General features: G+C 45.9%; 29 protein-coding genes. 14 read left to right on the plus strand and 15 right to left on the minus strand.

Annotated elements, in window-relative coordinates; all coding sequences use genetic code 11:
* Positions 1 to 19: 19 nt before the first annotated feature.
* From IT781_RS11130 to IT781_RS11180, 11 genes are all read right to left on the minus strand, one after another.
* A complete protein-coding gene (locus tag IT781_RS11130; protein ID WP_194970228.1) occupies positions 20 to 472 on the minus strand; it encodes a hypothetical protein in 453 nt (150 codons plus the stop codon).
* Positions 473 to 539: 67 nt separating this feature from the next.
* On the minus strand, positions 540 to 797 hold the full coding sequence (locus IT781_RS11135; RefSeq protein WP_194970229.1) for a hypothetical protein: 258 nt from the start codon (positions 795 to 797) through the stop codon (positions 540 to 542).
* Between the two features lie 151 nt (positions 798 to 948).
* Positions 949 to 1,689: a PRTRC system ThiF family protein gene (locus IT781_RS11140; RefSeq protein WP_194970230.1), complete on the minus strand. Its 741-nt coding sequence runs from the start codon at positions 1,687 to 1,689 to the stop codon at positions 949 to 951.
* A gap of 130 nt (positions 1,690 to 1,819) precedes the next feature.
* Positions 1,820 to 2,089 (minus strand): hypothetical protein, encoded by a 270-nt coding sequence (locus tag IT781_RS11145; protein ID WP_194970231.1) that lies wholly within the window; start codon positions 2,087 to 2,089, stop codon positions 1,820 to 1,822.
* Positions 2,086 to 3,414: a replication initiation protein gene (locus tag IT781_RS11150; protein ID WP_194970232.1), complete on the minus strand. Its 1,329-nt coding sequence runs from the start codon at positions 3,412 to 3,414 to the stop codon at positions 2,086 to 2,088. The genes IT781_RS11145 and IT781_RS11150 overlap by 4 nt, the downstream gene beginning before the upstream one ends.
* A 567-nt stretch (positions 3,415 to 3,981) precedes the next feature.
* On the minus strand, positions 3,982 to 4,650 hold the full coding sequence (locus IT781_RS11155; protein ID WP_194970233.1) for a PRTRC system protein A: 669 nt from the start codon (positions 4,648 to 4,650) through the stop codon (positions 3,982 to 3,984).
* Positions 4,647 to 5,414: a PRTRC system protein B gene (locus tag IT781_RS11160; protein WP_194970234.1), complete on the minus strand. Its 768-nt coding sequence runs from the start codon at positions 5,412 to 5,414 to the stop codon at positions 4,647 to 4,649. Before IT781_RS11160 ends, IT781_RS11155 begins: the two co-directional genes overlap by 4 nt.
* Before the next feature lie 2 nt (positions 5,415 to 5,416).
* Complete coding sequence (locus IT781_RS11165; RefSeq protein ID WP_194970235.1) at positions 5,417 to 6,598, minus strand: hypothetical protein; 1,182 nt, start codon at positions 6,596 to 6,598, stop codon at positions 5,417 to 5,419.
* A 99-nt stretch (positions 6,599 to 6,697) separates the two neighbouring features.
* Positions 6,698 to 6,916, minus strand: a complete 219-nt coding sequence (locus IT781_RS11170; protein ID WP_194970236.1) for a PRTRC system protein C — start codon at positions 6,914 to 6,916, stop codon at positions 6,698 to 6,700.
* A 10-nt stretch (positions 6,917 to 6,926) separates the two neighbouring features.
* Complete coding sequence (locus IT781_RS11175; RefSeq protein ID WP_194970237.1) at positions 6,927 to 7,361, minus strand: PRTRC system protein E; 435 nt, start codon at positions 7,359 to 7,361, stop codon at positions 6,927 to 6,929.
* Complete coding sequence (locus IT781_RS11180; protein WP_194970238.1) at positions 7,354 to 9,453, minus strand: PRTRC system ParB family protein; 2,100 nt, start codon at positions 9,451 to 9,453, stop codon at positions 7,354 to 7,356. The genes IT781_RS11175 and IT781_RS11180 overlap by 8 nt, the downstream gene beginning before the upstream one ends.
* Positions 9,454 to 9,670: 217 nt before the next feature.
* Here IT781_RS11180 and IT781_RS11185 point away from each other — a divergent pair, with 217 nt between their 5' ends.
* The gene (locus IT781_RS11185; RefSeq protein ID WP_194970239.1) at positions 9,671 to 9,940 is read left to right on the plus strand and encodes a hypothetical protein; all 270 of its coding nucleotides are present in this window, start codon (positions 9,671 to 9,673) and stop codon (positions 9,938 to 9,940) included.
* A gap of 391 nt (positions 9,941 to 10,331) precedes the next feature.
* Here IT781_RS11185 and IT781_RS11190 read toward each other — a convergent pair whose 3' ends face one another.
* Positions 10,332 to 10,649 carry a hypothetical protein gene (locus IT781_RS11190; RefSeq protein ID WP_194970240.1) on the minus strand — a complete coding sequence of 106 codons (318 nt, stop codon included), beginning with the start codon at positions 10,647 to 10,649 and terminating at the stop codon, positions 10,332 to 10,334.
* Between the two features lie 206 nt (positions 10,650 to 10,855).
* Between IT781_RS11190 and IT781_RS11195 the strand changes: the two genes are divergently transcribed.
* The 5 genes from IT781_RS11195 (at position 10,856) to IT781_RS11215 (ending at position 13,712) form a co-directional block, all read left to right on the plus strand.
* Positions 10,856 to 11,230: a hypothetical protein gene (locus IT781_RS11195; RefSeq protein ID WP_194970241.1), complete on the plus strand. Its 375-nt coding sequence runs from the start codon at positions 10,856 to 10,858 to the stop codon at positions 11,228 to 11,230.
* A gap of 125 nt (positions 11,231 to 11,355) precedes the next feature.
* Complete coding sequence (locus IT781_RS11200) at positions 11,356 to 12,390, plus strand: DUF5131 family protein (protein ID WP_194970242.1); 1,035 nt, start codon at positions 11,356 to 11,358, stop codon at positions 12,388 to 12,390.
* Positions 12,391 to 12,494: 104 nt separating this feature from the next.
* Positions 12,495 to 12,779 carry a hypothetical protein gene (locus tag IT781_RS11205; RefSeq protein ID WP_194970243.1) on the plus strand — a complete coding sequence of 95 codons (285 nt, stop codon included), beginning with the start codon at positions 12,495 to 12,497 and terminating at the stop codon, positions 12,777 to 12,779.
* Between the two features lie 274 nt (positions 12,780 to 13,053).
* The gene (locus IT781_RS11210; protein WP_194970244.1) at positions 13,054 to 13,359 is read left to right on the plus strand and encodes a hypothetical protein; all 306 of its coding nucleotides are present in this window, start codon (positions 13,054 to 13,056) and stop codon (positions 13,357 to 13,359) included.
* Entirely contained in the window at positions 13,356 to 13,712 is a 357-nt protein-coding gene (locus tag IT781_RS11215) for a hypothetical protein (protein WP_194970245.1), read from the plus strand. Before IT781_RS11210 ends, IT781_RS11215 begins: the two co-directional genes overlap by 4 nt.
* A gap of 141 nt (positions 13,713 to 13,853) precedes the next feature.
* On the opposite strand, the gene IT781_RS11220 is transcribed toward IT781_RS11215, so the two are convergent.
* Positions 13,854 to 14,057, minus strand: a complete 204-nt coding sequence (locus IT781_RS11220) for a hypothetical protein (RefSeq protein WP_194970246.1) — start codon at positions 14,055 to 14,057, stop codon at positions 13,854 to 13,856.
* Positions 14,058 to 14,317: 260 nt separating this feature from the next.
* Here IT781_RS11220 and IT781_RS11225 point away from each other — a divergent pair, with 260 nt between their 5' ends.
* The 8 genes from IT781_RS11225 (at position 14,318) to IT781_RS11260 (ending at position 23,490) form a co-directional block, all read left to right on the plus strand.
* Positions 14,318 to 14,953 carry a hypothetical protein gene (locus IT781_RS11225; protein ID WP_194970247.1) on the plus strand — a complete coding sequence of 212 codons (636 nt, stop codon included), beginning with the start codon at positions 14,318 to 14,320 and terminating at the stop codon, positions 14,951 to 14,953.
* Between the two features lie 131 nt (positions 14,954 to 15,084).
* Positions 15,085 to 18,570: a TM0106 family RecB-like putative nuclease gene (locus IT781_RS11230; RefSeq protein ID WP_194970248.1), complete on the plus strand. Its 3,486-nt coding sequence runs from the start codon at positions 15,085 to 15,087 to the stop codon at positions 18,568 to 18,570.
* A 73-nt stretch (positions 18,571 to 18,643) separates the two neighbouring features.
* Positions 18,644 to 19,402: a hypothetical protein gene (locus tag IT781_RS11235; protein WP_194970249.1), complete on the plus strand. Its 759-nt coding sequence runs from the start codon at positions 18,644 to 18,646 to the stop codon at positions 19,400 to 19,402.
* Positions 19,403 to 19,459: 57 nt separating this feature from the next.
* Positions 19,460 to 19,942 (plus strand): hypothetical protein, encoded by a 483-nt coding sequence (locus IT781_RS11240; RefSeq protein ID WP_194970250.1) that lies wholly within the window; start codon positions 19,460 to 19,462, stop codon positions 19,940 to 19,942.
* Positions 19,943 to 20,060: 118 nt separating this feature from the next.
* Positions 20,061 to 21,131 (plus strand): hypothetical protein, encoded by a 1,071-nt coding sequence (locus IT781_RS11245; RefSeq protein WP_194970251.1) that lies wholly within the window; start codon positions 20,061 to 20,063, stop codon positions 21,129 to 21,131.
* 2 nt (positions 21,132 to 21,133) lie between these two features.
* Complete coding sequence (locus tag IT781_RS11250; protein ID WP_194970252.1) at positions 21,134 to 22,108, plus strand: hypothetical protein; 975 nt, start codon at positions 21,134 to 21,136, stop codon at positions 22,106 to 22,108.
* A gap of 33 nt (positions 22,109 to 22,141) precedes the next feature.
* Positions 22,142 to 22,867 carry a uracil-DNA glycosylase gene (locus tag IT781_RS11255; protein WP_228779079.1) on the plus strand — a complete coding sequence of 242 codons (726 nt, stop codon included), beginning with the start codon at positions 22,142 to 22,144 and terminating at the stop codon, positions 22,865 to 22,867.
* A 242-nt stretch (positions 22,868 to 23,109) separates the two neighbouring features.
* Positions 23,110 to 23,490, plus strand: coding sequence for a DUF805 domain-containing protein (locus IT781_RS11260; protein WP_228779080.1), 381 nt, complete (start codon positions 23,110 to 23,112; stop codon positions 23,488 to 23,490).
* A gap of 825 nt (positions 23,491 to 24,315) precedes the next feature.
* On the opposite strand, the gene IT781_RS11265 is transcribed toward IT781_RS11260, so the two are convergent.
* On the minus strand, positions 24,316 to 24,567 hold the full coding sequence (locus tag IT781_RS11265) for a KfrB domain-containing protein (protein WP_194970253.1): 252 nt from the start codon (positions 24,565 to 24,567) through the stop codon (positions 24,316 to 24,318).
* Positions 24,568 to 25,289: 722 nt separating this feature from the next.
* Positions 25,290 to 26,246 (minus strand): DNA polymerase III subunit beta, encoded by a 957-nt coding sequence (dnaN, locus tag IT781_RS11270; protein WP_194970254.1) that lies wholly within the window; start codon positions 26,244 to 26,246, stop codon positions 25,290 to 25,292.
* Positions 26,247 to 26,541: the final 295 nt, after the last annotated feature.

The following is a 26,541-nucleotide window of genomic DNA, read 5'->3' on the forward strand; positions in this document are numbered from 1 at the left end:
GAAATAGAACTCAATAAAATCAATAGATTAGAAAATATAAAGTATGATGCTTTATTGTCAATTTACAAATACAACGGTCAGGATTTATCTCGAAATCATCAAACACTACTCCATCTTTAATGGTGAAAACGTGCTTTGCAACCTTGCAAATGAATACACCTTTGGGATATTGCTGCACGAATGTAGCGGGATTCATTCTGCGTTGTCCCTTTATAGCTGGAAAAGAAATTTTCTTGACCCACGATTGCTTATTGATCCAGTCAGAGAATTTGAATCGACAGCCGCTTTTTCTTCCGGCTTTCAACAATATGTCATACGCATCATCATAAGAAATCTGTCTTGCTATCGACAACGCTCTGACAGTGCAGTCATTTTTCTGGCGTGGGCGTGAGCTTTCGCTTCTCCCGGAATCAGTCTTAACCCAAGTGTAATTGCCACCATTATTAACTGAGCAGATGATTGAATTGCTCATTTTAAATCTCCTTTTGTTACGGGCCAATTTCACTATCAAATTACAGCAAAAATGATGGCCGTTTCACTCATATATCCGCCTCAACGATATCCAGGTCACGGTTCTTTATCGATGAACCATCGTTATTCCAGACTAGCGCCCAGTTTTTTGTGTGAAAACACTGGTTCTCTTCGCCTTCTTTATCGCGTACGACCTCATACCAGGCACCAGAACGAGTCTTAACCATCACTGGGCCTGTATTTGAAATCTTCAGCGCCAGCTTAGTGCTGAACTCGGTCAGGTCGTTTATATTTTGGAACATTCTCGAATTAATCATTGTTGCCATACCTCATCTATGACTTACTGTTTACTTGTTATTGAGATTAAAGTGTATCCGGCTGATCGTGGATTGACTCTGGCGCTATACACGGCCCCGCTAGGTCATCTTCCATTCTCTGTTCGTGAATGCTTGACCTGCTACAGCTGATTGATATTTCTTAACCGATAATATTAATCGGAGTCTGAATTCCTTTACGGATGTCTATGAACGCCCCTTGGTGATTAATTCCCCCATGCCTCAGCAGTGACCAAACCAATTGCATCGCCACATTAGCTATCGCTCGGTTAATGGGCAAATCCTGATTTTGCAATGCTTCCTCCATACTACATGACGGGGTGTTGTCATCCTGCATCCCATCAAGTTCCGGATAGAAATCAAAAACAGTGGGCAGTTTCATATCTTTATCATTCACTCGACCAAGTGTGCCAAGAATCACTTGGCCTGTATGGGAGCCGTTGCCGGTATCCAGCCAGAGGGTTTTTGAATAACTGTATACCTTGCTTTTAGCCAGATCAGCTCTGAACTGTGCCACATCGACACAGGTGATAACGAGATCGCTATTTCCGTTGCCGCGATCCACATCGAACATGGCAGGGACAGCAACCCAATCCAGCCCGAACAGATAATTGATGCGCTGGATTGTCACGATAGCCTTGTTATGGCCCAGATCAGCAGGATAGAACGCTTGGCGACCGATATTTGGACGCTCAACCTTATCCCCATCCCATGCCTTAATCTTTAAGCCAGAATGCCCTAGTTCTCTGATAGCGTGATCGATGCGAGCAAGGCTAGCCAATATTTCGGAACCTGTGCCGCCTACACCTATCAAATCAATGCTAACTCTGCGAGAAAACCAGCTTGATGGTGTACAGAATTTGAAAGGTACGTTTGCTTCCATTGGATGACCTATTGGTATTTGTTGATTAAGTACTCGATTTACAAATACTTATATCCCAAGTCTTCCAATATGCAACGGCAGTTAATTGCTCCAATTGAAGCTTATAGGTCAAACGTCAAGATTTTGCAGGTCAAACGACACGATCATCGAAAAACTCGCTGGCTTTCCGGTTAAATCGTTCTATTCGGTCTAAGAATGTGCCGCGACCGAGAACGGATCGTATGCCATGCACCAATTCGTCTTTGCTTAAATTTTCAAAAGCTCCACCTTTCACGCGACGCTTTATATCAGCTTCCAGAATGGTTGCAAGTATAGTCAGCTCATCGACTTGTAACGTTGGTAGTTGCTCAGAAAAATGAACAGCTTTTCTTCGCGTATCTTTATTTTCTTGTCGGCTCATGGTTTGTCTCTCGCGCAAAAAAGATGAATGTATTTTACGTCATACCCTTTGGCCTTAAGCCAAGCCTTATATTCCGATGGCTCTATCGTTGGAGCAAGGTGCTTGCGTAGCCAGCTTGAAAACTGGAGGCGCTCCAATCTGTCGCGAAACTCCGCCTTTTCGATGTTATAGGATTTCGCTTCCTCTAACCCTACCTCATCAATATACCGCTGGGCCCAATCTCGCTTGTCCTCAAGCGCCAAGGCGTTAACCGCTTCGCTTGCGCGCTCTCGAACATACTCGGCTTCGAGTTCGGCACGTCGCTTTTCCAGTGCCTTACGCTGTTCTTCTTGGTTTATTCTCTGTTCTTCCTGTTCTTTCTTTTTTTCGAATAGAGATTTTCCGACAACGGCATCGCTTTCATAAAGTGTGCGGATATAACCAGCGGTCGAGCCTTTAACCTGTTTTTTTCTAGCTTTCGCCTCCACGTATTCGACGACCTTCTGAGCTCGTTCTTCGTCTTGGAGAATCCAGAGAATAGCCAAGCGCTCTCCTATTCCATGTTCCAATAGACGTTTGAATACTTCAGATTCCCGAATGATCGCATGGTCATCCTGAATCACGGGCTTCAATAGCGTTTGTTGTGGATTTTCGGTAATGAGGAATCTAACGGCCGTTACTTTGCGACCTTGTTTTTGAAACTCAGGCTCTAGCTGTATATCCGAAACACGATTTATCTCTGCAATCGGCTTAATAATAACGTCCCGTTTGAGATATTTGAATTCGTCATACATTGCCGCGCTGGCGCCGATAATTTTCCTGAATCGGTTAAGATCCCACCACCCGGTTGAGCCGACAGACTTATAGCGCACGCAATTTTCATACAGCGTCAACGCGTAGCTTCCCTCAAAGCGTCTTTGGACGCCGATATTGATAGTCGCATATATCTCAGGGTCATAAAGACGTTCGGCAAGATATTCATCGTAGCGATAAGTGCAGGTTCCATCCTTGATCTCGCCATAAGACAGCATGGACATGACCCGCCAAACCTCTTTCCCGTCTTCCATCATATTGAATTCAACGGCAGTGGTGGTGAGTTTGCGCAATACGTCCTGAAGTCGCTCAATGTTGTTGCTTTCGTCCCAGCCGAGCATTGCACACAAATGTCTAATCGGAAGCGTATGTGTCCGCCGCGTCAATAGCCCGTCATAGGCGTTCAAAAGCAGCACATTGACCATCTTCCGCTCGAGCAAAGAGAGAACCCCGCTCGTATGAATTGCAGCCACATGCTTCTTAACTTGTTCGTTCTTAGATTTAGGATTTTCAAGGGCCTTTTTTTGAGTCATAAAATGATTATATTTTAAGGTGATGTTTTGTCAATAATAATAAAGATCACCTTATCAGGTTTTATCCATAGTCCCCTAACCCCTCACCTTTCATCCCCTAAACCATCACCTATAAAATTAAGTGACTGTAAAAAAATATATTTAATTATATAAATATCAGTAACTTACAAATTTCAATAATTGAATTATGGCTCATCCCCTAAACCCTCACCTTTGTAATCAGCACATCCCCTAAACCATCACCTTTCGTCCCCTAAACCCTCACTTTTATAATCAGCACATCCCCTAAACCATCACCTTTAATCCCCTAAACCATCACTATAAATCGCTACAGACGCTGTTGAGCTTAGGCTGTACAAAGCTAAACAATATTAAATATGTTGTTATTAAACATAATAAAACAACAAAGAACCTGTTGTTGTTTTTGAGAAGGGAAAGTTTAGGCTAATCAGTACAATTCCTTTTTATCAGCATAGCTCATCCGTTCATTTTTATCCTGAGAGCATTTCTGAGTGAGAACATTACCATCCAGACTGGCTTCGATACCAATAATTAATATAAAAGTCTTCACTGGAAAAACATCCCAATATCAGGGCAAGACAGGAAATGACCATTAACCACCATCCGTATCACGAACTCCGGGTGGTCAGACGCACACTTACCGATAACAACCGCGACATAAAAGCCGCTAAGGTCGGATTGGTCATCTGTAAGAGAAAAGAAGGCGTGACCATTGCCACGAGAATGCAAATCCATGACCGGAATGAGTCCTTCCGGCATGAAAGTTGAATAACTGATTTTTGCGGACGTTGCCGTTAATACGTCCGGTTCGTAAAGTTGGTATTGACTTTGAATTTCATTCCAGACAATCAGCCCTGCCCATTCGTTTGGCACGGCATTGGCCGCTTTCCTGATGACATCAGCCAAAATCCATGACGGAATTTGTCCATGACGAAGATGGATGCCAGTCTGCTCTATTTTTCCATACGGAAGCCGAACCAATGACTGAGCAATGCACTGTCGAATCCCGATCACCTGGTTCTGGGCTTCGATGTACAAGCCATCCTGTCCACAGACGAATCGATGTTTGTGAGCTTGCGGTTCCGGCAGTTTTTCACCGAAGCGGGGCTGCATCAGTGTCGGTGTCTCGGAGAAAACGACCTGATCGCGGCGGTCAGTCAAATAGGCGTAGTTCGTTTTCTCAAACGGAATCTCTCGTTTTTCGGTAATGGTCATACAGAAAAACCTCCGATGAAATTCTCTAAAGAACTCCTCATTGGCAGCAGCCGGTCATTGGGAAATGACTCCGCTTTCTGCTTGGAAATGGACTGCCAGAAGCGGAGGTTCATTTTGGTAGTGATCTCTTTTTTCCCGTCCAAGCGGAAGGTAGCTGGATTGTTTACATGAGAGAACGCCGTATCGAACATCACTGATTCCCATGAGGCTATATCTTCCACGCCGCACTCAAGGGGAACGATTGCCGAACCCGTACAGACAGCCCCATTGGAACTGACGTTCATCAAGGGAGCATGATACAGCTTTGTTCGCGCCGTTGGCCTTCTGTTGCCTTTTAACGCCGCCACCGCCATCTTGCCGTTGGTATTTGTGACGATCAACAGTCTGGGCCAAGGAACATTGATTTTTCGCATTTTCATCCCCTGTATGTTAAAAATCATAGGCCTCACCCTAGCCGGTACAGTCCACGCAATATGACTATCGGAAATCGACACTACGTTGTTCGGCAACAGAGCCGCCTTGCGGTTTCGCATTTGCAGCAGAGAGCGAAAGATAGCTTCCAAATCGTCTTTGGTCATTAATTGACCTGCGCCGATCACAGGCTCCTGCGTTTTTCCGTCTACAAAAAACTGGTGCAACGAGGCCAGATAATCATTGCCATGCGCTTCGTCAATTTCTCTGCCGCGATGCAAAAGAATCGCGCACTCAGGCGTAATGGTAGGATTACTGCCGCCTGTAAATGTAAAAAAGTCTGTTGGTTTCACTCTTATTCCCCCTCATCACCAAATTGGATGATTTCAGCCATTCTGATTAAGCCCCTTGCTCTTGCAATCATAGTGAGTCTCTCAGCAGTCCTGGAAATTGCAACAGGCTGGAGCTTGATTTTTGCCATAGGGGTTTCATCGGCCTGAGCCATGACACGATAAACTTTATCGACCACCGAATCCTCCCACTCAAAACCGACACCGATAGTGTATCCGTAGTCAATTGGCGCATCATTCATAGCGCCTTCACAATCCTCTAACATTCTTTCTCTGTTTTTTACAATTCCAAAATCCTTAACAGATTTCCAAACCTTGATAGTCTGCTTAATAAAACGGACCCAAGGATTGTTATAGGTTTCTCTGTCTGATCTCCGCCAGTTAACCACACAAGCCCGAATTTCATCTATGCGAAGTATGGCGCCAAATTTCGCTTTCTCTCTCTCGTTGAGAATCGATTCAAATAAATCGATACGTTCCATGACAAATTCAGGGCTTTCCGCAAAATCTGATAACACGGTATATTCATCATTGACCATTAAAATCAACAGTTCTTCTTTGTTATAATTGGGATTCTTTTCTCGATATTTTTTATATATCTCGAAATCCTCACCGTACATAATTGATGTCTCTAAAAGATCATCAGACATAACCCCTAGGCCAATATCTCTGATAATGTAATGCAGACATGAATAAATCACTCGTCTTAGGCTTAAGCCCAAACTTAACAGATCAAATTGAGCGTATCGTAAAAAGGTATGTAGATAGAGGTAATACCCATCATCTTCTTTTTCCATCGAAAGGTGTATCGGCCCAAATCCGCCATGCTTGAATTCCAGTCCAGCGATCATACCAGCTTCATGGCCCAGATATTCAACAATACGGTTTATGGACGACCGATAAAGCTGGTAGATCGAGTGCCAGCCTTCGGATACCGTTTGATCAATGTCCTGCACGGACACTACGCCCAGGCTATTAGCTAACAGAATAACTGCGGCGATGCCGGCGCGGTTTTGTTCGAAATCCGCCAAGTCCTTGCGATACCGGATTTCATCCAGTAGCCCGTCAAGTGCAACCCCTAGACGGGGCTGCTTGAACAGGGTCAGATCATGGGCAGAAGGGTCGGGTCGATATGGGTGAGCGCCCGTCCTTTTAATTTCGGCAGGTTCAGCCTGAATTGATAGCATTGCGATTGGCCTTGATTGTCTTGGTTACTGTGTCGCTGATTGACTGTCTCGGAGACTGGCTCGTTAGCCCACTGGACTAACAGAGCCAGCCCATGACCCTCAGCCTTTGGTTTTAACGGCTTCAAGTCGGATGGCATAATGCAATTCCTCGCCTACTAACTGTGGTTCATCCAGCTCGGCGTTCGCCAGATGGGGATAGTTGCTGGCATACAGCCTTACCGCCTCAAGGGGTGACATATCGGGCGCAGGGTCGTTTAATCGTACAGAACCCATTTTGAATACCCTGACAGGGCGAATGACATTGGTTTGAGTCGTCATCGTGACCTCCTTAAAAAAGTGATTTGCTGGTGACGCTTGGGGCATCAGAAACCGGATTGTTTTCGGGTTGGGGTTCGGTTGCTGTAGCCGGTTGACTTGCCGTTACTGCGCTTTTTGGAGCATTTTGAGTATCGGCTTTGGCCTGTTTTCCAGCTTCCTTGATGCGTCCCATAGCCGCGCTCAGATCATCATGAAGCGACCCTCTCATGCCTGCAAAATTAGCCAGAGATTGTGGAAAATTCGCATCCAGTGCTTCGGGCGTAGTGGTTACATACAACGGCATAGCCAATGCCGCACGAAGGCTCTGCACCGATTCCGATGCTTTGTCGTCGATACTGCCATGCAGGATCGGCTGGACAAGGACGTTCAACTGGCTACCCTTTCGGGTGACTGTGAACTGGATTTTTTCGTCGTTGTTTAGCATTTGCAAAAAGGTCTTAAACATAAGGTTCTTCCGTTTCGTTATCGTATTCTTCGGGGTCTTGTGTGTAGTCAAAGCTGCCAGCGCCGTAGCCCTCCTGATCTGCGTCAAAGTCATCGAAATCAGCGTAATCACGGGCCGAGTCAGTCTTTGTCAGAATCTGCTCCAGAATTCCGTCATCTTCATCGACCGCCTTATCGATTTGCTCACTGTCCGTTTTCTCAGATGGCTGACCGTCTGTTTCCTTGAGTGACTGGTCTAATGGCTCGGCAACTGGCTCACTTTCAGTTATCGTGGCTGGTGGAACTTCAACTTTGGGAAGAATCGGCTCTACCCTGCCAGCTTTTTTAGTTTCTCCCATAACCTTGATAACGCAAGCCGGTACAAAGCCAGAAAAATCGTAACCACAGCCGAAAACTTCATCCAAAATTTCGTTATTTTTCTTTTTCATCAGCACAGGGAACTTGTTTTTCTCATCCAGCTTCTCGTAATACTCGACAAATGCCACGCCAGCCCCATTGACCGCTTCGCGCAAGACGGACTCGATGCCGGATTTCGTGAAAGAACCGAGGAATTCCTTACTGAGCAGGAAGTGTTCTTGTAGGTTTACGTCGATTAATTTAATTGCCGCCACGGCTCCCTTGGCCCAAGTTTTGGTTGTCAAAGGTGACGATTTTTCGTGGTCACTGAGCAAATGGCCTACCATACGGTTGTTAAAGGCCGCTATGTCCTCAGTGGATACATCAGCCAGCAGCTTCAAAAATCCCTCCAAATCCAGTGCAGTCAAACTTTTTTTCTGTAAAGAATCAGGCCATAATTCTTTTGGGAAACCGATTTTCACCATCTGGTACAGAGTGAATGTGTTCAGGCAAAGAACCGAACGCCGGTCTTTCGTCACGGTTTTTGCCGCTAATTCACGATAGAAGGTTTCAATTTTTTCCGTCACGCGGTTGGGGATTGCTGCCGCGTTGGCCTTATTCTCAGGGGTGGATTTGCCGCTTTTATTGGCTGATGCGGCTGGTTGAGTCGGAACAGATTTTGTATTGCTACCTGAGTTTACAGCCGGTTTTGCGCTCATTGGCTGCTCCTTTATTAAGGCTTTGTACGCAGCCACTTTTTCAGCGTGACACTCCAAATTGAAACAGCAGTCCTCTGTGACCTTTCCAAGCTGGCTTGGCGAGGTATTCAGCAACGCCCCGAAATGAGCGCATTGGCGGCACCCTTGCTCAAATTGGGATTTCCCAACGGCTTCCGAACCGGATTGGCACACGATCTTGAATGAGTCAGGCCGGCGCTCGGTATCGAGATAAATCACTGCGTATTGCTCGGACAGCGCGGCTTTTTTGTCTAACATCGCCTGTTCGGTTTTCTGTTCGAAACAAGCCCGATTCGCGCACTTTCCTTCCGTAATATGGTCGTCAAACAAACTCGCTTGCAGCGAGGAATTGTGAGGACAATTATTACAGGCCGATGTGTTAAAACAGGCTTTTGAGAGGTCCAGCGCAAACGTAGCCAGCCTGTCTTTCAGATCAGCCACTGAATAGCCATGCTCAAGAATTTTTTCCAGTGTGGCGATTTGGAAATCGTTCGGCAGTTGTGACAGCAGCTCCGCATGACCGAGCTTGATTTTGCGTTCTGTCAGGGCATCTAGAACCGATTTGTCGGCATGAAGCAGCAGCAGTCTGGAATCGAATTTGGATTGGCTCCAGCCCAAAAGACGAATAGCTTCCTGGCGATCATTGTTGCAGCCCATCAATACGTCCCTTGCAGCTTCCGCTTCCTCGGCTGGTGACATATCATCACGTTGTGTATTCTCAATCGCGGCTATTAACTTGGCTTCCTGTTCGCTAATGTCCCGAATGAGCGCAGGAACCTGATGTAATTGAGCTTTTTGGGCGGCTCGGTAACGCCTTTCGCCGGCGACAACCCAGTATCCACCTCGCTCGTTATGAGTAGGTCTTACAACAATAGGTTGAACAACACCGTGAGTAGCCACTGACTCAACTAGCTCTTGATATTTTGTGTCTTCGAAAAACTTTCTGGGGTTAAAACCGGGCTTAACATGAATTTCATCTATAGAAAGATGGCTTAATTGACCTTGTTGATTGGTATCCATAATGACTCCTGATTAAATACGCCAGCCTCTATCTTTGAATAATGAAACCGGCTTTAGTTGAAATAACTCTCAGGATTAAAGTCTCATGGAAGCCACAATACGCAAGGGCTGTTTTTGAAGTTTTTTCAATATAAAGAATGATCTCCCACGATGCTGATATTGAAACTCATCGGGCGAAAAATGGTCATTTTCGTTAATGAGCCAATGAGGAAATCTTATGAGAATTTTGAAGTGGCAACCCGATAACTTGCAGTCAGAATCCGTAAGGTATTATTTGACGGATTTTAAATCCATTCCCGATAACGAAAGCGCATGGGTGGTTCCCGACCAGAACGGCGAAGCCCTGCTCGATGGCCCAACAATGCCTACCGTATGGCTGCAAGATATTCTGTTTGAATTACAGAATGAAGGTTTGATTTCCGAGGACGAACTGCTCTATCCATACATCGACGTTTTCGAACGACTGGCTGAGATGACCGCCCAATAGCCTGGGAATTCTTCACGGACAATAAGAACGCCATTTCCAGATATTCCTTTCCTCTGGAAAGGGAAAAGACTGAATTATTAAGGTATCCGGATTTTAATGCTCATTATTTTTATCCAAGAATTGTTCGACGGCCAGTCTCGGTTAGCACATATCCAACAAATTTATCGTTTTCGTCGCGCAGCTCAGAAAATAGCCCTTCTTTTTCCATCGGTTCAATGATTTCTCGCATAGCCCGGCCCGTACTGTCGAAATTCTTGGCAGATCTCTCACGCAAAGAAAGGCATTTTGCTGTTGATGCCTCCCGCAACTAAAATAGCGGGATTCTCTCGGTCAGTTATGCAACCGTCCGAAATTCTTAAAAGTGCGGTTCAATATTCATTTGGTGATTGATTTATTTCTGTAACTCAAATTTGCCATTCACAAAAACATAGCCCTCGATATATTTTTCTCTTTCGCTATAGCAATCGACTTCCATAGACAAAATGCCGCCATTAGCAATTTGTTTCTCTACAAAAGATTTAACGCCGCGCAGGGTTTTCCAATAATGGATTGATTTTGCATATCCTGACGATTCTTTCTTGTTACACATAACGCTTTGTTGGAATCTGAATTTCCATCCATCGCTAGACTTAAAACAAACAACGTCAGCAGAGGCGCAAAAATGCTGGAATTTCCCATCGAAATATTTCCGTTTCCACATTTTTTCCATAAAAATCACCTTTACACTGAATTACAAATACTCGGATTTTTTGATTGGTAATTAAATTTAGATCCACAAATACCATCTCATACCTGACCAAAGATGCAAGAGCAAAAAAGTGCAGTTTAAGGCCTTGCATATTTCACAACCCGTGGACAATGAGTAGTGACACTAACTCACGAAGTAACTACGGTAATAACTATATGCAAATTCAAATGACTCTCACGATCGACTATAACTCAAACGGCTGCCTATTCCCCGACATTGTGGAACAGCTTAATCAATCCGCCCAGATCTTAGTTGAAGAAGGATTGTTGTCAGGCAATTTAGACGCCGAAGTTAATGACTGGTCCTGTTCTATCGATACTATTAACACTCAGGGGTTCGTTAAGAATGTGACTCCACATCATTCCGGGGGTGGGGTCATTATTGACATGGTTGAGCTCGATGATAAGTCAGTTCTAGGTATTTCGGACGACTGTATTGTGCTTTATCCGTCGGTGGCTGCACTGATGGATAACAAAGGCGAAAACGAATTGGGGACAATCGAAAGGCTAATTCCAGCGGAAACCAGTTCTTCTATTGCCTGAGCATAATCGTTTCGCAGAAAGTCCCTGTCCATAAGAAACAGGGATGGACGCAAAGAACTAATTCTTCGAGTAAAACTTGTAAATAAATAACCAGCCTCATCTGCAATTATCGGTAAGAAAACACTATGGCTAAAAAAACAAAAATCCAATGGACCGAGTCGACATGGAATCCTATAACCGGCTGCTCAAAAGTATCGGAAGGCTGCCGAAACTGCTATGCATTGCGAGATTGGCCGAGACTTTCTGCGAATCCGAGAACTGTTTATCACGGGCGCAAATTCACGGATGTTCAATGTCACGCGGAGCGCCTTGGTTTGCCCTTTCATTGGACTAAGCCTCGACGGATCTTTGTGAATTCCACTTCGGATTTGTTCCACGAATCAGTCCCTGATGATTTCATTCTGCAGGTGTTCAATGAAATGAGACGAACTACATGGGCCGGTGGCGCAGGACTGGGAAGAATACGAGATGATCATCGCGAAGGACACGTATTTCAGGTGCTCACAAAGCGCGCAGAAAGAATGAAAGATTTCATATCGCGGCTACATTTCGATTCAACAGACGGGTATGTTTTAGGCGAGCCAGGCGGATTGGGTTTGATTAATAACAAGGACATCTGGCTAGGTGTTAGCGTTGAAGACCAAAAGTCGGCCGACGAAAGAATTCGTATATTACTGGAAGCTCCTGTCGCTTCAAGATGGATAAGCGCCGAGCCATTGCTTGGCCCGCTCGATATTATTCCCTATTTAGGCTATAGAGCTATCCAATGCGGATGCGGTTTCAAGCATGATGAGTCTAACTTGGTGGGCGCGACAATTAATAAAGAAGGATGTTTGGTCTGCAGGAAAAAAACGGTCACTCTGCCGACTCTTGATTGGGTTGTTGCAGGCGGGGAGTCGACTTCCAATGCAAGGCCTATGCATCCAGAATGGATTAGAAGCTTGCGAGATCAGTGCAAAGAAACCGAGACGCCATTTTTTTTCAAGCAATGGGGTGAATGGAGTTGTTATGACCACCCAGCTGCTGGAGTCGTTCATGTTCAGCTTGATGGGAAATTTTTGAATGTCCCTACAGAGACCAGTCAATCCATGAAAAGAGTTGGAAAGAAGCTGTCCGGTCGCGAACTGGATGGTGTCATTCACGATGAATACCCCAGCTGACCAGATCCAGAGATATGCTATCAAAGGTATTTGCCAGAGTAACAGTTTAAACAATTGCATTCATTCAGCAGTTATTTTATTACCTCGAGATAATTATTATTGTTATGAATAATCAAATCGAAATACCACGATCATTGGAAATATTTCAAGAATTAGAAAACCTGCAAAACTCAATTTGTGAGTTCTTGAAAAAAGTAGACGCAATTGAGTTGATAACTCCGGAAGAAAGCCAATCATTATCAGATGAGGCGAATCAAATCATTGCTCTCTGTGATGGTGAGTATGGTGAATACACTTATTTATTTGAAGCCACCGGCAACAAATTCCGTCAAAGCTACAACGATTTACTGATAAGGATGAAAATTACAGATAAATCTGAAGATTTATAAAATGAACAATAGATTATTAAAAATAATACGAATTGCTGAACTATAATGCAAAACCTGTTTTTATATTCTGGAGCTAGCGTTTTAGCTTTTACCAGTAGATATGGTAAGTGTTATAAAAGAATAAAAAATGTACTCCAGTACAAATATCGGTGCTTAATGCTTAGATTGCGCTAAGGAACATAAGCCCTGTAAACATTGTGGAAGGTATTGTAATGAGGATTAATCGTAGAAATTGGCCTTTTCCAAAAACAGAAAAAGGCGTTAAGGAGCAATAATGGCTAGACAAAACATCACTGATGAAGCTTTCAAAAGACAATATGCGTATATGCTAGAAGACATGGGAAAGTCAGATGAAGAAATAGAAAAAGCATGCGAAAGGAATTCATGGACAGTCGGGGAATTAATTGACTGGTTGAAAGGTATACCAAGAGATCACCTTGTTTTAATTGGCGAGAACGGAGATACGGAAAAAATGACTCCTCGTTTTGTTCCGTTTGAATATGATTTTAAAGATGAAGATGAGTCAAATAATGAAGGATTTGTTTTATTGAGTGTTCACGCAAAGGGGAAGGAACAATGAGTGACAGCAATAATGGTGGGGGCTTATTGACAGGTCTGCTCCTGGACGCAGGCTTCACTACGATGATTCTGGCGCCATTCTATATCGGGCATCGGTATGGAGTTCATGTCCTAGCCTTGATCAGTGCCGGATTGGCTACGTTTTACGCGATCATTTCCCCTGAGCTGGTGGCTATAGCCAAGGAGGATATTGGTTACTGCGGTCTGAACTGCTTGGCAGGAACGGCAGCAGAAGTCATTCTGGAATTGGACAAAATAGGCTGGTGGTGGATTGCCGCAAGCATGTGGCTCGTCGCTAGCCTGTGCTGGGTGGCACAAGCTGTTAAGCCTGGTCTGATTTCTGCCGACTCGTAGGACGACACCCTTGACCTGAAGGAACGCGGTCTATTGCGCCTTTGGGTCAACGCAATGCATCAGCAACCCATTGGGGCACCGGATCCATTGCCATGTGATTTATCGACGACCAATTGATGAATTTACACCCAAAAATATTGCTTAAATCCTCCAAAAACGATTCCGGTAGTTTACCGGCTTAGCATCCTCTGTATTCCTGGTAGGATTGAAAAACGATTCACCAAAAGCATCTATTCCTAGATTCAAACTCGCTTGATGCAGCCAAAACATAGCGCCCTCAAAATCATCCGCCTCAATAACAATTGGCAATAATGCAGGAGGCGGCGCAAACTCTCGATCTTTCATTACATGCCAGTCAACAAAATCATTCCTTGTATCAATAATTTCTGATTTCTGTTGTTTGGCGAAAAAAGAACTTTTTCACCATGATCCTTGCGCTTCATACTCATTGGATTATTAGCATCACGAATTCTGAGTGTAGATGCAACTGCTTTGCTTTCACAGTAGGTTTAAGCTGCAACAGAAAAAACAACAGTAGAGCCAGTTGCATATTCTCGATCTCATGGATAATTAACAGGGATCAAACAATAAACGCGAGGATGCCTATGAGCTCATCAATCAATTTCAACTGTGACCAATCCAACGCAGTCACAGACCCAGGCTACAAGATTCAAAAGATCGAGAACTGCCGGATCGTTACTGGCCATGTTCCGCTCAGCGACATGGACATGCTAATTCAGGGCTTTAGTGACCGAGCGGTCATGGCAACCGACATCGCCAGCCGCATTGGCGCGACCTTTGTTATAGGCGAACCCGAAGACATCAAGCGCCTGAGATTATGTGACTTGTCCATTTCCGGCCAGCGTTTGCGCGATGCCGAGCAGGCAAGAAAAGCAGGATTGCCGGAAACAGTCGTCCAATGGCTGCTAACCGGTGAGCGTGGGCTCTCCTCTGACGCCCTGTGCAAAGCGTATTTCGGCATACCCGAAAGAGCCGGTACTGATCACCCACTCGATCCGAGCGATCTTCGCCGTTGCCTGTTGTTTCTCCAAGCGGTCGATGAGCCAAACCGATGGCGGTTCGATCAGCTTCAGGATCTCTCCCAAGCGTGGAGTCTCCTCAGCTGCCATTGGACTGAATTGATTGCCTGTTTCGAACAGGAATGCGCCCAATCAACTAACAATACCGCACCAGAAACCTATGCACTGATCCAGAAAATAATTAAAGGGGAATGTTCTTGAGCTTGCGTTTTTGAAAATTGATGCAGAATAGTTAAAAACCGCACTTTAACAATAAGAAAAACAATCGCCTCACCATGTACAAGAATAACGCAGGCCAACTCATATTTTCCCCTTCAGATCTCGTGCTCGCCATGCGATCGCCCTTTGCTTCCTGGATGGACCGGTTCGCTATTGAAATGCCCGATCTCGCGGCCGGCATAGAAAAAGACCATGATCCCATGATGGCTTTGCTGGCCACCAAAGGCAATGCGCACGAATCCGGTTTTCTGAAAGCGCTGCAGGATAAGCACGGCACCGATAATATCGCTATCGTCAAAAGCCAGCCGCATCGTGACAGAATAACTGAAACGCTAGGCTATATGACGGCGGGGTATCCGTTTATCTACCAAGCCGAACTGTCTCGTGACAATTTTGCAGGCAATGCCGATTTTCTGGTCAAGGTCCCGGGACATTCGAATTTCGGCAATTACCGATACGAAGCCTGGGATACCAAGCTGTCCCAGACAACACGGCCCTATTTCCTTATCCAGCTCTGCTGCTACAGCTGGATGCTGGAAGCCATTCAGGGCGTCATGTCGGATGAGGCGGCGATCGTACTCGGCGACCTGAGCGAAGACCGCTTCCGGATCGCGCGCTACTACAGCTATTTCGACCGCCTGAGAAAAGACTTCCTGAAAACACAACAGGAATTCATGGCGGATTTTGCCTACATGCCGGATCCCGCCTATTACCACGATCACGGGTCATGGGATTCTTTTGCAAAGGAATGGATCGAGAAAACCGATAGCCTGGCGCAAGTGGCCAACATCCGCAGGAGCCATATCAGAAAACTGTGCGCCGCCGGCATTCAGACGATGGCGGATTTCGCCGGTACCGACGTGGATTTTGTCAAAGGCATTCCTCACGCTACTTTCGTCAAACTGAAGGACCAGGCCGAGATTCAGCATGCATCCCGTGGACTGGAAAAACCGCTGTTCAAGGTCCTGCAAAGCGACCACGGTAAAGGATTGTCCGCCCTGCCCCCGGCTTCGGCCTTAGATGTCTATTTCGACATCGAGGGCCATCCTCTTTTCGACGGCGGCCTGGAATACCTGTGGGGGACCAGTTATCGCTGCCCCGATGCAGCCCAAGGCAAGCGCTATGCGTTCCGCGACTGGTGGGCCCATACGCTGGAGCAGGAAAAAGTGGCCTTCGAGGGCTTTGTGGACTGGCTCTATGACCGATGGCAGGCGGATAAATCCCTGCATTGCTATCATTATGCCTCTTACGAAATTTCAGCTCTGCGCCGTCTCTCCATGCGGCATGACTCCCGGGTCAGAGAAGTGGCGGAAATGCTCGCCAATGGCGTTTTCGTTGATCTCTACAAGATAGTGCTCAATGGTTTACTGATAGGCGAGCCGCGCTATAGCATCAAAAATGTGGAACACCTGTATCGTCCGAAACGAATGACACAGGTTGCCAATGGCGGCGACTCGGTCATCTTCTACGAAGCATGGCGGGAACAAGGCGGCGTCGACCGGTGGTGCGAGGAGGCCAACGGCTATCAAGCCTGGCTTGCCGATCCGGCCGGATTTGACTGGACGCAATGGCCCGAGCTGAAGGATATCAGGGACTATAACATCGATGACTGTGAGTCGACGCTGGAGCTAGTCGATTGGCTGCGCGAGCAGCAGAACCTGTCCGGTATCTCTTACGCTCCGGCAACGGACGAATCAGGCCCAGTCCAGGAGAAAACGGATCGGCAATTGCAGGCCGCCGAAAGAAAGCAGGCGCTGCGTGAATGGCAACAGCGGCTGGCCGAGCGTTTTGTAGCCGATGAGAGCCTGAAGAACGATCCCACCGCCAACCTCATGATGGAGCTCTTAGGCTTCCATAACCGGGAACGCAAGCCCAAGATCTGGGCCTATTTCGAACGGCTGGAGAAGCCTGACGAGGAGCTTTTCGACGACGATACCTGCATCCATAACCTGGAGATCACCGGGTTCGATCATACTGATGAAGGCATGGTGTTTCGCGGGCGTTTCGATGGCAAGCAGCCTGTCCGAAAAGACAAGTTCGCAACCGGGACAATCCGGGGCACTGACATCCGGGTGAAAGCGATCAGATTCCCGGAATCCGAAACGGATGCTGTGGTTGAGTTCATCGCAGACGCTACGGAGATATTCCAGATAGAATCCGACGCCATTACCCTGTTTGCCGAGGAGCCTTACATCAATACGGAGACGCTCGAAACCAGGCTGTGCGAAGTCGCTGAAGCCCTGTTCGATCAGCAGCTGCCGGGAGCCTTGAGAGCCATTCTGAACCGCGAAAAGCCGACATTCAAAAAGAATCCCGAAGGAAACGACGCGTATCTGCCGATCACGCGCGCGAGATTCAAGCAAGACGATGAATATCTTGCAGCGGTGATTTCCGCAGTGGAAAATATGCAGGATAGTTGCCTGTGTATCCAAGGAGGCCCGGGCGCCGGTAAAACTTTCACGGCACGGCACATCATCACGGCCCTCATCCGCAACGGAAAACGAGTCGTGGTCATGAGCAATTCGCATGCGGCGATCCTGAATCTGCTGGATGCGCTCCATGAGCCCAGCCAGCACGCCAGGATTGCAAAAGTTGGCGGCTTCGGCTCCAGCCAGACCGGTTTCAGGGAACGGTACAGCGAAGATGCTTTTCCGAATTATATTTACCGGCCGTCCATGAGCTTTACCCAGCGCGACCCCTATCATTCATTTGCCGTGGTCGGGGCAACAGCCTATGCCCTTGCCGCCAATGTTGCTTTCGAGTCGCCTGTGGATTATTTAGTCGTAGATGAGGCGAGCCAGGTCGCCCTAGCCAACCTGATTGCGGTCGCCGGCGGGGCCAGGAACATTATTCTGATGGGTGATCAGATGCAGCTCGAACAACCGATACAGGGTTCCCATCCCGGTCGCTCAGGCCTGTCGGCTCTTGAGCACATGTTAGGCGGCAACAATGTTATTCCCGATGATATTGGATTCTTCCTGGAAAGGACCTATCGAATGCACCCGACCGTCTGTCAGCCATTATCCGAGGTGGTCTACGAGAACAAGCTTAAAGCCGCCGAAAACAATGAACGCCAGCGCATCACGGTCACTGACGCCAGGCTCATCGAGCAAAGCCACGGCGTTATGGTGGTAAACGTTGAGCATGACGGCAACCGTCAAAGCAGCGAAGAGGAAGCTGAGGTGATCGGCCAATTGATTGCCGAGCTGAAAACAGGATTCTTCACGGACAAGCACGGCGAATCCCGTCCAATCACCGATGAAGATATTCTGGTGGTCGCTCCTTTCAACATGCAGGTTAATTTGCTGCGCGAGCGGATCGGCGACCAAATCTCGATCGGGACGATTGACAAGTTCCAAGGCCGCGAGGCTCCCATCCTGATCACGTCCATGGCGGTCAGCGATGCGGAAGAATCCAGCCGCGGCATTGACTTCCTGTTCGACATTAACCGGTTGAACGTAGCCATCTCACGGGCCAAGGCCCTGGCCATCATTGTTTTCAACCCGGGCCTTGAGAAATGCGCCGTCAATAGCCTGGAGCAGATGGAAAAGGCGAGCTTTTTTTGCCGGCTGGTCAATCCACGCGATGGGTTGATCTAGACCATATTTGCATTCTTTTCTGCCTGACGATAATAGGCAGGAAAATTAATTATTATTTTGAGAGAACCCAAAAATGGACATTTTGACTGTATATGCTGATTCACAAACCGATTTCGATGACCATAGCCGCGTGCGCGTCTATTGGCGCAGCAGCGCCAGTCGCCAGAGAGCGGTCGACGTGACTCTGGCACTGACCTGCCAGGACAAAGCCGCCGCCGCTGAAGTGGTCGCGATCCGTTATTTGCTGGGCGAGGCCAACATCTTCAATGCCAACCGCACCGGTATTAACTTGAAGCTGGTGGTTTCGAAAGGCGCCATCAAAAAAATGACCCGGCAGGCCACCCGTAAATTCGATCTGTACGAATACGGCTATCCCATCATCACGCGCTATGCCGAAGCCGAGATTGCTGTTTCCAAGAATCGGTCCTGGTTTCCGGGCGAAGACAAACTGGGCGATGTCCCGCTGATCAACGGCGAAAGCTTGAGAGGCATTGAAAAACTGCACAGCGAAGGCATGGGCTTAGTTGCCGTGACGCGTCATGCGCTGGACCGGTATGTGGAACATTGCGGTACGAACGATATGAATACGACCTGGAAGAACCTGCACCGTCGGCTTAAGGGGCCTCTAGATAGGATCTCGCTCCCCTCCAAAGTGATGATGCACAAACTCCGGAGATATGGAGAAGCTCCTGAGGTATGGAAGCAGCCTGGCAACAATCCGCTCCATTTTGTATTTTGCAACCGGGCGGATTACAAGTTGCTGGTGACGGTGTTCAACAAGGATCCGGATGAACTGGAAACATTTCGGCCGTCTGTTGCCAACAGGTTTTAGAGCGCTCTGACCGAAAGATCGCGCATGTAATTCACCGAAATAATAGCTAATATAAATATGGATAATTCAAATATATTACCGAAAACGCCGGAATATATTCAGGAAAAACAAAATCAATTTGATAACCGTAGAAGAAAAATAGAATATTGGTCAATCGCTTTATTCATTTTATGCTGGATAGGAATTGGTTTTTTAATTTACCTCAAGACAGGCAATTTAATTAGTGCTTTTGTTATTACAATTTTATTGGGATATATATTGTTAACAATAGTTAATAGTATTAATAATTATATAATATCCATATGGGCACCCGAATATGTCATAGACGAAAGCGATGATACTGTCCTGCGCTTACACGGCGCTGTGAAATTCACCGAAATGGATTTGGCAAAAAAAAGACTTCTGGCTTGTCGCGAAGGTTACATGATCGTGGATGATGCCTTTGAAAAATACGGTTGTACCTTCGCTGCCATACCTGAAACGCAAGAACATCGCATGTTGAAACAGAAGCTTGCCGAACTTGGGGTCACCCTCTACTAACTTGGCAGAATGCTTTAGCTTACCTGCCTGGAAAGGATGGAATCCGCTCCTTGCATTATCTAAAAAGCCTGTAAAATAATAATTTTTCATATAAATTCTCGATTAGATAGGAGAAGAAATGAACATCCATTCGGTCTATATCAAGCACCCTAAAAACCTGCCTTTTGTAGAGCAGTTTTATAAAAAAATTGGCGCAGAAGCCCTGTTCATCAAATCCAGCGATAATGGTTGGCTTGCAATAAAAATGGCTATTAACCTGTCGTTAGCCCAGGCGCTTAAAGATCGCATGTTCGCATTTCACGAAATTCCATTGGGCATTGTGAAAAAGAATGTGACAATTGTTGATTTCAATTGCGGTTTAGAAGGTGTGAAGGGCTGTGAAGAGCCCTATGACACTCAAGTTCCCTTCGCAGCTCAAATAAGATTTGGAATTTGCGGACATGTCCCAGAAGGCAAAATATCTGACCAAGACGACCCGAACATTAAAATACTCATAGACGCGATGAAGGATGCCGTCGAGAATATTGATCTTGATATCGCCTTGAGCTACTTAAAAAAGCAATTTGATGAATCGGCCGAAAAAGGTTTTCTGGGACCTTTATACAATGCAGGAGTTGCTCTCGATGCCGATGGGATATTAAAGCCAACTTTCAGCTGGGAAAAGTTGTTAGCCCGAAGAACAACCTCTCTCGATGATCTGATGGAAAAATGGCGCTCGAAGGAAAAATTCGACTCGCGCTCAGCCAAATATCTTGATGCCTGCTTTAAAAACCACAAGTTCCTGGGCGACGTTTGCTCGGATGGATTCAGGGATTTTTTCTCGCCATTGGAACAGACGCCAAAACCCGAACATTTTCCAGATAATGTTGAGAAATGGGCATTGGCAGATAACCGAATTTTGTTTGAGCGAGGTTATCGTTGCGGTATTGACGATGTGGGCTACGACTCTTTTTTGTTTGAAGCTGGCGCCACTATTGATGATTTCTGGCAAATTAAAGAACTGTTCACGCTGGCTGAGCTTATTCAAAAGCATGGCGGTGAATTCCAATGCCATACCATTGGCAAAAAAACGCACTGGCTGGATGGGTTTCAAGATATCAAAAATCCGCTGGCACGATTCAAACAAACCCTCGATTCTGTTGCGGATATCTGTGGCTTTGAGTCCGAAAGACGTTACTCGGAGTATTGATTGTGGCGCTTAGACCCTTAAATCACTTACAAGCCGCTGGAAAACTCTACCCCAACGCTTGGCGCCAAGTTGATGAATTTCGCCAAAGCCGGGGTAAGGATCAGCCGAATTGGCCAAGCTGGTGTTATGCCCCAATGGCAGCTTTCTATGCCATTGTTAGCGCAGATGCAGGTGTTGATAAATTGCCCCTCAGTCTGATTGGAGATGTCGCTAATTTAGCAGCTTTATCAGCATGGCGCGTAACCCAGGGGATATATCGGTTTGATGATGTTTTTGAAAAAGCCTTGATCGATTCTCCTATCACGGGGGATTTGCCGGTGGAAGTATTATTTAGACTTCCAGAATGGGCCGTTTACATTGAAACCCTTGATTATAAATTTTTTGATATTCCATTATATGGGTTCTTTGCTCACCTTGAGCAGGATTCAAACACACATAGAAATGAATTGCGATTTTTACTCGACACTGATACCGGTCTGATCCCTATCGTATTTCACATAGGAAACTGGACTGTAATTGAGGCGATCGATCGAGGCGTATCTGAAGCAGCTAAACAATTGGCTTTGGCAAACTTACCAATAGCTTTTAATCCTGAAATGGAAATTATTGAGCAGATGGGCCTGCAATTGCGCCCACTTCTGTCACTGATCCTCTACCTCTGCTCTGAAAAGCCTGAGTATTCCGGCGGCGTTCCTTCAAGGCCTCAACCTAAAAAAACAAAAAATGGTTGGCGGTTATTTCCTCCCGATAAGCCCAAGATAATCCATGTAGGAAAATCAATCGGCGATTCACTTAGGGCTGCCTGTGTCAGCGAAAATGCAAGCAGTGATTCGAGCCGATCGCTTAGACCGCATATCCGCAGAGGGCATTGGCATGGTTATTGGGTCGGTAAAAAATCCGATGAGAAAAACGACAGGAAGTTCGTTTACCGATGGTTGGCGTCGATGGGCGTAAATACAACTCTCGAAACTTTCTGAAACGCCAAACAGGTTTTAAACAATTCATCAGCAATGGAAAAAATGATTCCCCTACCCCAGCCATGGATTGATCTCTTATCATCCGCTGGCATGTCTGAAATTTGTGATTCCATCGCCGATATTGAGAGGAGGCTTGATGACCTGTCAAAAAAGTCGTTGATTTTTCCTGCTGCGAATGATCGTTATAGGGCTTTTTCTGTTCCGCCTGAATCTGTAAAGGCCGCGGTCGTCGCTCAGGACCCGTATCATGGATTAGCAACAGTGCGAGAGAAATCAGGGGGAATTCAACAAGTACCAGAAGCGATGGGCTTGAGCTTTTCCGTGCCGGCCGGTGTTAAGATTCCTCCATCTTTGAATAATATTTTCAAGGAATTAAATCAGGATATCGGTTGCTCTATACCTGATACTGGCGATCTCACTCGCTGGACCGATCAGGGTGTCTTGCTCATGAATCGATTACTTAGCGTTGAAAAGGATAAACCTGGCTCACACAAAAACCTGGGTTGGCAGAGGATCACCGAAGCTTTAATCGCAGCACTGTCTCAGAAGCATTCCGGCATAGTCTTCCTTCTTTGGGGAAACCACGCGAGATCCCTTCGATCAAGCATTGCTGATAATGGGCATACTGTCATCGAATCGAGTCATCCATCATCGATGGGTGGCTCATGTTATAAAGGATTTTTTGGATCAAGATCTTTTAGCCGGACAAATTCAGCGCTGGTTAAATCGGGTAAACAAGCAATAGATTGGAGACTTTGAATTGCGATCAATAGATAGAAATACAAGTGAATGGGATGCTGTTTGGGGGAAACTTAGATTAGCACTCGAACAAAAGCCGCTACCTACGGGCGACGGTAAACAGGAATTCTGCAACATTGACGGATTCATGCTTATGGGAGTCGACGATTCGGGCAGAACCTATTTCAAAGACTCCATGACCAGGAATTATCTGCTCCTACTTCCTGATGGGACGTTGGAAATTCCCGAGGGAGGCCTGTGGTATGGCGGCGTTTTTGCCGCTCAGGATGGAGGTAAGTGTGAAGCACTATTTTGATGCTTTAAAAAAGTACGCTGTCTTTCAAGGCCGAGCAAGCCGACAGGAATTCTGGTATTTCACCTTATTTAACATCCTGTTCACCTTCATCTTTGGGTTTATCGACCAGCTCATGGGTAATTTTGTCTATGCCGCCGGCTATGGACCTTTGAGCTCGATCTACACGTTAGCAATCATCATTCCGGGTATCGCTGTATCAATCAGGCGTCTTCATGATACTGGCCGTAGCGGCTGGTGGTTCATGATCACGATTATTCCTGTACTTGGCCTACTTATTTTCTTGTATTTCGCATTGCTAGATAGCGAGCCGGCAGCGAATCAATATTAATTTACAACCAAAAAACTATGCTCAACTTTTTTATATTTTTTGTCTATCATCCTATGGATTTTAATAACAAATGGAAGTTAGGATGATGAGGGGACCGATTTTTCTTAGTGTAATTTTGTTTGCAACGTCTTTCTCGGCATACGCTACAGAGCGAGATAAAGACGGAGTACCTATAGTCGATATTCACGGCACAATCGTCGTCACGACGCCTGCAACAGTAAGCAATGGTTGGCATGTTCGTGAGAAGAGAGTCAGGATGATAACGGTCGATAAAAAATCAATCCCATTGAGCGAATTCATGAGAGCATACTGCATGGGCAAAATTGCAAATGAAACTTGTTCTCGAGGGAATGCTATTGAAGGCATCGACTCTCATCTAGTGGGCCGAAAGATAAGCTTCCTGAGGGATTATAACGATCAGCAATTTATGAATTGGGGCCTGTTGCCATAGTTTGAAGAACAAGTTTTGCGAACTGTCAGCACGAGATCAAGGTTTTACGAAGGTAAATCAATTTAAAGCATTGGTCCCAGCCAAAAGTTCTTCAAGGTATGTCCAGAGAAGAATTCCTGCCCAGATTAGATAGATGATGGGATCTGAAAAGCAAAATATAATAATTGACTTGCAAAAGCCTGCCCCATACCGAAGGAAGCTTGTCCCGCCTTTCAATTGATGAGCGGCCACTTTCAGAACTGAATTTATTTGGCTTGGCAACCGTAGCGCATCGGCCATCAACGTTAAGACGATTAGAACGAATTTTTTGAGATACCGGATAACTGTATCGCTTCTTCCCTTCATTGCTTCAATTCTTCTAGTAATACACGCATTTAGAAGTTGTCGAAGACTGATCGATCATATTTAACAAGACCTCGGTTTGTTTTCTGATACACATTATTATCGTCTATATGTACAGTAAACCCGGTCAACGCTTGCGTCTTATCCGCATCAATAGCCTGATACAAGTTATAAATACCCGGTTTAATGCCTTTGGCTTTACTTACCTTTTCTACAACCCACTTCCCGGCAATTTCAGCTTTTACTATTTTTTGCCCATTCATCACGATGACGCGGCGCTTCATATGATCTACCAGTTATCAATTATCAAAGTCAGCATACTTGTGAAAAGTATGCTCATTAAGCCGAGCTATTTTGATTTTAAATAGCTCGAAAAAAAACGGGGCTATCTTGCGATGCTCGGCCTTTCCTTCGGCTATTTACCAGCCCTGCCAAGTGCGAAGGTGTGGGGAGGCAATAAAGTTCCATATTAAGTATTAAAGTATCATGCCGAGGTAATATAGTTGCATACTAAACAGTCAGTTTAACTGACCACAGTAAGCTACTTGTCACCCTCTTGTTCGATTATTGTTTGCGGCTTATGGCCTCCCTCTGGGATACACCCCTTGCCGTAGCACGTAGTGCCAATCAGCACCTCATGTGTAGCCCCTTCTTTCCCAATCTTGATAAAAGACAACGTAGAGCCGCAGTCCTTTTCGCCTAGCATAAGTCCGCTTGGCCTTTTCACTTTTTTTGGATGATTAAACGGGTTCGTAAACCACAACCAAGGCGGATTAAATCTCATGTTTTTCTCCAGTTTGGTATGAAACTTTATTACTCAAAATTACTTGATCGATGCTCTTTTGGGCTGTTTCAGGATGATACTTTATTTATCGACCGCAGATTTTTACAACAGCAGAATACGGCCTCCAGGGTGTTTCAGTATGTAAATTTTTTACCCGCTTACAGAAGGACTTTTCAATTTAAGAAAATTTTTATTCAATGGATAGCATTCCACAATTTTAATTCAAAGGCGCATTGGCATCACCAAGTAGGAAATTACTGTTTGTCCGGGTTCCTTGAGAAAGCAAGCACTGGCATTACTTGGAATTATTAATTCTGCGGTATCGGAGGCAATATTATTTATCGCATCGAGTATGTATTGGGCATTGAAAGCGATTGAAATACTGTCGCTCCAATCAATACTAATTTCTTCCTCGGCTTCGTCGAACTCTGGATTACCCGTGCTGAGCTTTAATGATTTATTACCCAATTCAAAGGCAATTCCCTTAAGTTTTTCGTTAGTAAGGGTGCTCACTCGCATGACAGCCTCTTTCAAAAGGAGCCTGTCCACCAGCAGCGGAGCCAAAAATAGTTGGCTGAAAGCCTTGCTGAAATCAGGATATTTCGCATCGATCAGCTTTGATGAGAACTCCACGTTCTTATAAAGCACTTTAATGTAATTGCCGGAAATTTGGAGTTCCATGTCGGCTTCTGGGTCGTCAATCAAGCGGCTTAGCTCACCAACCGCCTTCCGTGGAATGTTGATGCTTGCTTCCTGACCTGCATCAGCCCCTATATCGTTTTCATATAACGCAAGGCGAAAACCATCGCTAGCCACTAATTTGATCTTGGAGTTTCTAATCTGCAGCAACAGGCCGTTCAGGTAAGGCCTGACATCGCCATTGCCAATGCAAAAGGAAGTCTTATCGAGGCCTTCCTTGAGCTTGCCGGCATTCAGGCGTATACAGGCTTTGGCGTCAACCTTGCTAAATTCCGGAAAGTTGTCGGCAGGCAGTGTGTTTAGCACGTAACGGCCCCGACCTGAAGAGACTTTGATTTTTTCACTGTCCATATCAAATCTGATCTCGGAATCCGATGGCAGCAATCGGCAGATATCCAGCAGTTTTCTGGCGGGAATGGTCACGTCGCCGTCCGCTTTAATTTGGAGGACGGTAAGGATTCCTTCGTAAATGAGTAACATCTTAATCAGGTATGCTTCAATTTAATAGAATGCAGACCGATGCTTATACTTTGTAAAGGTAGGGAACGGCCAAAAGCCGCCAGTGTCTCGTTTTAGTATACCCATGATACATTGGTGACAATCAGTTCATTGCTGCCGGTTCGTTTTGTTTCAGGCAGATGCTGATGGAACGGCAATGCCTTATGCCGATGCTTTCAACAAGCTATGGATAATCGGGCATGATACTGAGTCGGTGTTGCTAGTACAGCTCTCCACCAATTGGGACAAGGCCGCCTCCATCATGCGTAAGCCTTCA

The organism is Methylobacter sp. BlB1, assembly GCF_015476545.1.
In the GTDB taxonomy this organism is placed as follows: domain Bacteria; phylum Pseudomonadota; class Gammaproteobacteria; order Methylococcales; family Methylomonadaceae; genus Methylobacter.

Excerpts from the sequence above, each read along its gene's own strand:
- IT781_RS11130 (WP_194970228.1), bottom strand. The coding sequence starts at position 472 with ATGAGCAATTCAATCATCTGCTCAGTTAATAATGGTGGCAATTACACT.
- IT781_RS11135 (WP_194970229.1), bottom strand. The coding sequence starts at position 797 with ATGGCAACAATGATTAATTCGAGAATGTTCCAAAATATAAACGACCTG.
- IT781_RS11140 (WP_194970230.1), bottom strand. The coding sequence starts at position 1,689 with ATGGAAGCAAACGTACCTTTCAAATTCTGTACACCATCAAGCTGGTTT.
- IT781_RS11145 (WP_194970231.1), bottom strand. The coding sequence starts at position 2,089 with ATGAGCCGACAAGAAAATAAAGATACGCGAAGAAAAGCTGTTCATTTT.
- IT781_RS11150 (WP_194970232.1), bottom strand. The coding sequence starts at position 3,414 with ATGACTCAAAAAAAGGCCCTTGAAAATCCTAAATCTAAGAACGAACAA.
- IT781_RS11155 (WP_194970233.1), bottom strand. The coding sequence starts at position 4,650 with ATGACCATTACCGAAAAACGAGAGATTCCGTTTGAGAAAACGAACTAC.
- IT781_RS11165 (WP_194970235.1), bottom strand. The coding sequence starts at position 6,598 with ATGCTATCAATTCAGGCTGAACCTGCCGAAATTAAAAGGACGGGCGCT.
- IT781_RS11170 (WP_194970236.1), bottom strand. The coding sequence starts at position 6,916 with ATGACGACTCAAACCAATGTCATTCGCCCTGTCAGGGTATTCAAAATG.
- IT781_RS11175 (WP_194970237.1), bottom strand. The coding sequence starts at position 7,361 with ATGTTTAAGACCTTTTTGCAAATGCTAAACAACGACGAAAAAATCCAG.
- IT781_RS11180 (WP_194970238.1), bottom strand. The coding sequence starts at position 9,453 with ATGGATACCAATCAACAAGGTCAATTAAGCCATCTTTCTATAGATGAA.
- IT781_RS11185 (WP_194970239.1), top strand. The coding sequence starts at position 9,671 with ATGAGAATTTTGAAGTGGCAACCCGATAACTTGCAGTCAGAATCCGTA.
- IT781_RS11190 (WP_194970240.1), bottom strand. The coding sequence starts at position 10,649 with ATGGAAAAAATGTGGAAACGGAAATATTTCGATGGGAAATTCCAGCAT.
- IT781_RS11195 (WP_194970241.1), top strand. The coding sequence starts at position 10,856 with ATGACTCTCACGATCGACTATAACTCAAACGGCTGCCTATTCCCCGAC.
- IT781_RS11200 (WP_194970242.1), top strand. The coding sequence starts at position 11,356 with ATGGCTAAAAAAACAAAAATCCAATGGACCGAGTCGACATGGAATCCT.
- IT781_RS11205 (WP_194970243.1), top strand. The coding sequence starts at position 12,495 with ATGAATAATCAAATCGAAATACCACGATCATTGGAAATATTTCAAGAA.
- IT781_RS11210 (WP_194970244.1), top strand. The coding sequence starts at position 13,054 with ATGGCTAGACAAAACATCACTGATGAAGCTTTCAAAAGACAATATGCG.
- IT781_RS11215 (WP_194970245.1), top strand. The coding sequence starts at position 13,356 with ATGAGTGACAGCAATAATGGTGGGGGCTTATTGACAGGTCTGCTCCTG.
- IT781_RS11220 (WP_194970246.1), bottom strand. The coding sequence starts at position 14,057 with ATGAAAGATCGAGAGTTTGCGCCGCCTCCTGCATTATTGCCAATTGTT.
- IT781_RS11225 (WP_194970247.1), top strand. The coding sequence starts at position 14,318 with ATGAGCTCATCAATCAATTTCAACTGTGACCAATCCAACGCAGTCACA.
- IT781_RS11230 (WP_194970248.1), top strand. The coding sequence starts at position 15,085 with ATGCGATCGCCCTTTGCTTCCTGGATGGACCGGTTCGCTATTGAAATG.
- IT781_RS11235 (WP_194970249.1), top strand. The coding sequence starts at position 18,644 with ATGGACATTTTGACTGTATATGCTGATTCACAAACCGATTTCGATGAC.
- IT781_RS11240 (WP_194970250.1), top strand. The coding sequence starts at position 19,460 with ATGGATAATTCAAATATATTACCGAAAACGCCGGAATATATTCAGGAA.
- IT781_RS11245 (WP_194970251.1), top strand. The coding sequence starts at position 20,061 with ATGAACATCCATTCGGTCTATATCAAGCACCCTAAAAACCTGCCTTTT.
- IT781_RS11255 (WP_228779079.1), top strand. The coding sequence starts at position 22,142 with ATGGAAAAAATGATTCCCCTACCCCAGCCATGGATTGATCTCTTATCA.
- IT781_RS11260 (WP_228779080.1), top strand. The coding sequence starts at position 23,110 with ATGGCGGCGTTTTTGCCGCTCAGGATGGAGGTAAGTGTGAAGCACTAT.
- IT781_RS11265 (WP_194970253.1), bottom strand. The coding sequence starts at position 24,567 with ATGAAGCGCCGCGTCATCGTGATGAATGGGCAAAAAATAGTAAAAGCT.
- dnaN (WP_194970254.1), bottom strand. The coding sequence starts at position 26,246 with ATGTTACTCATTTACGAAGGAATCCTTACCGTCCTCCAAATTAAAGCG.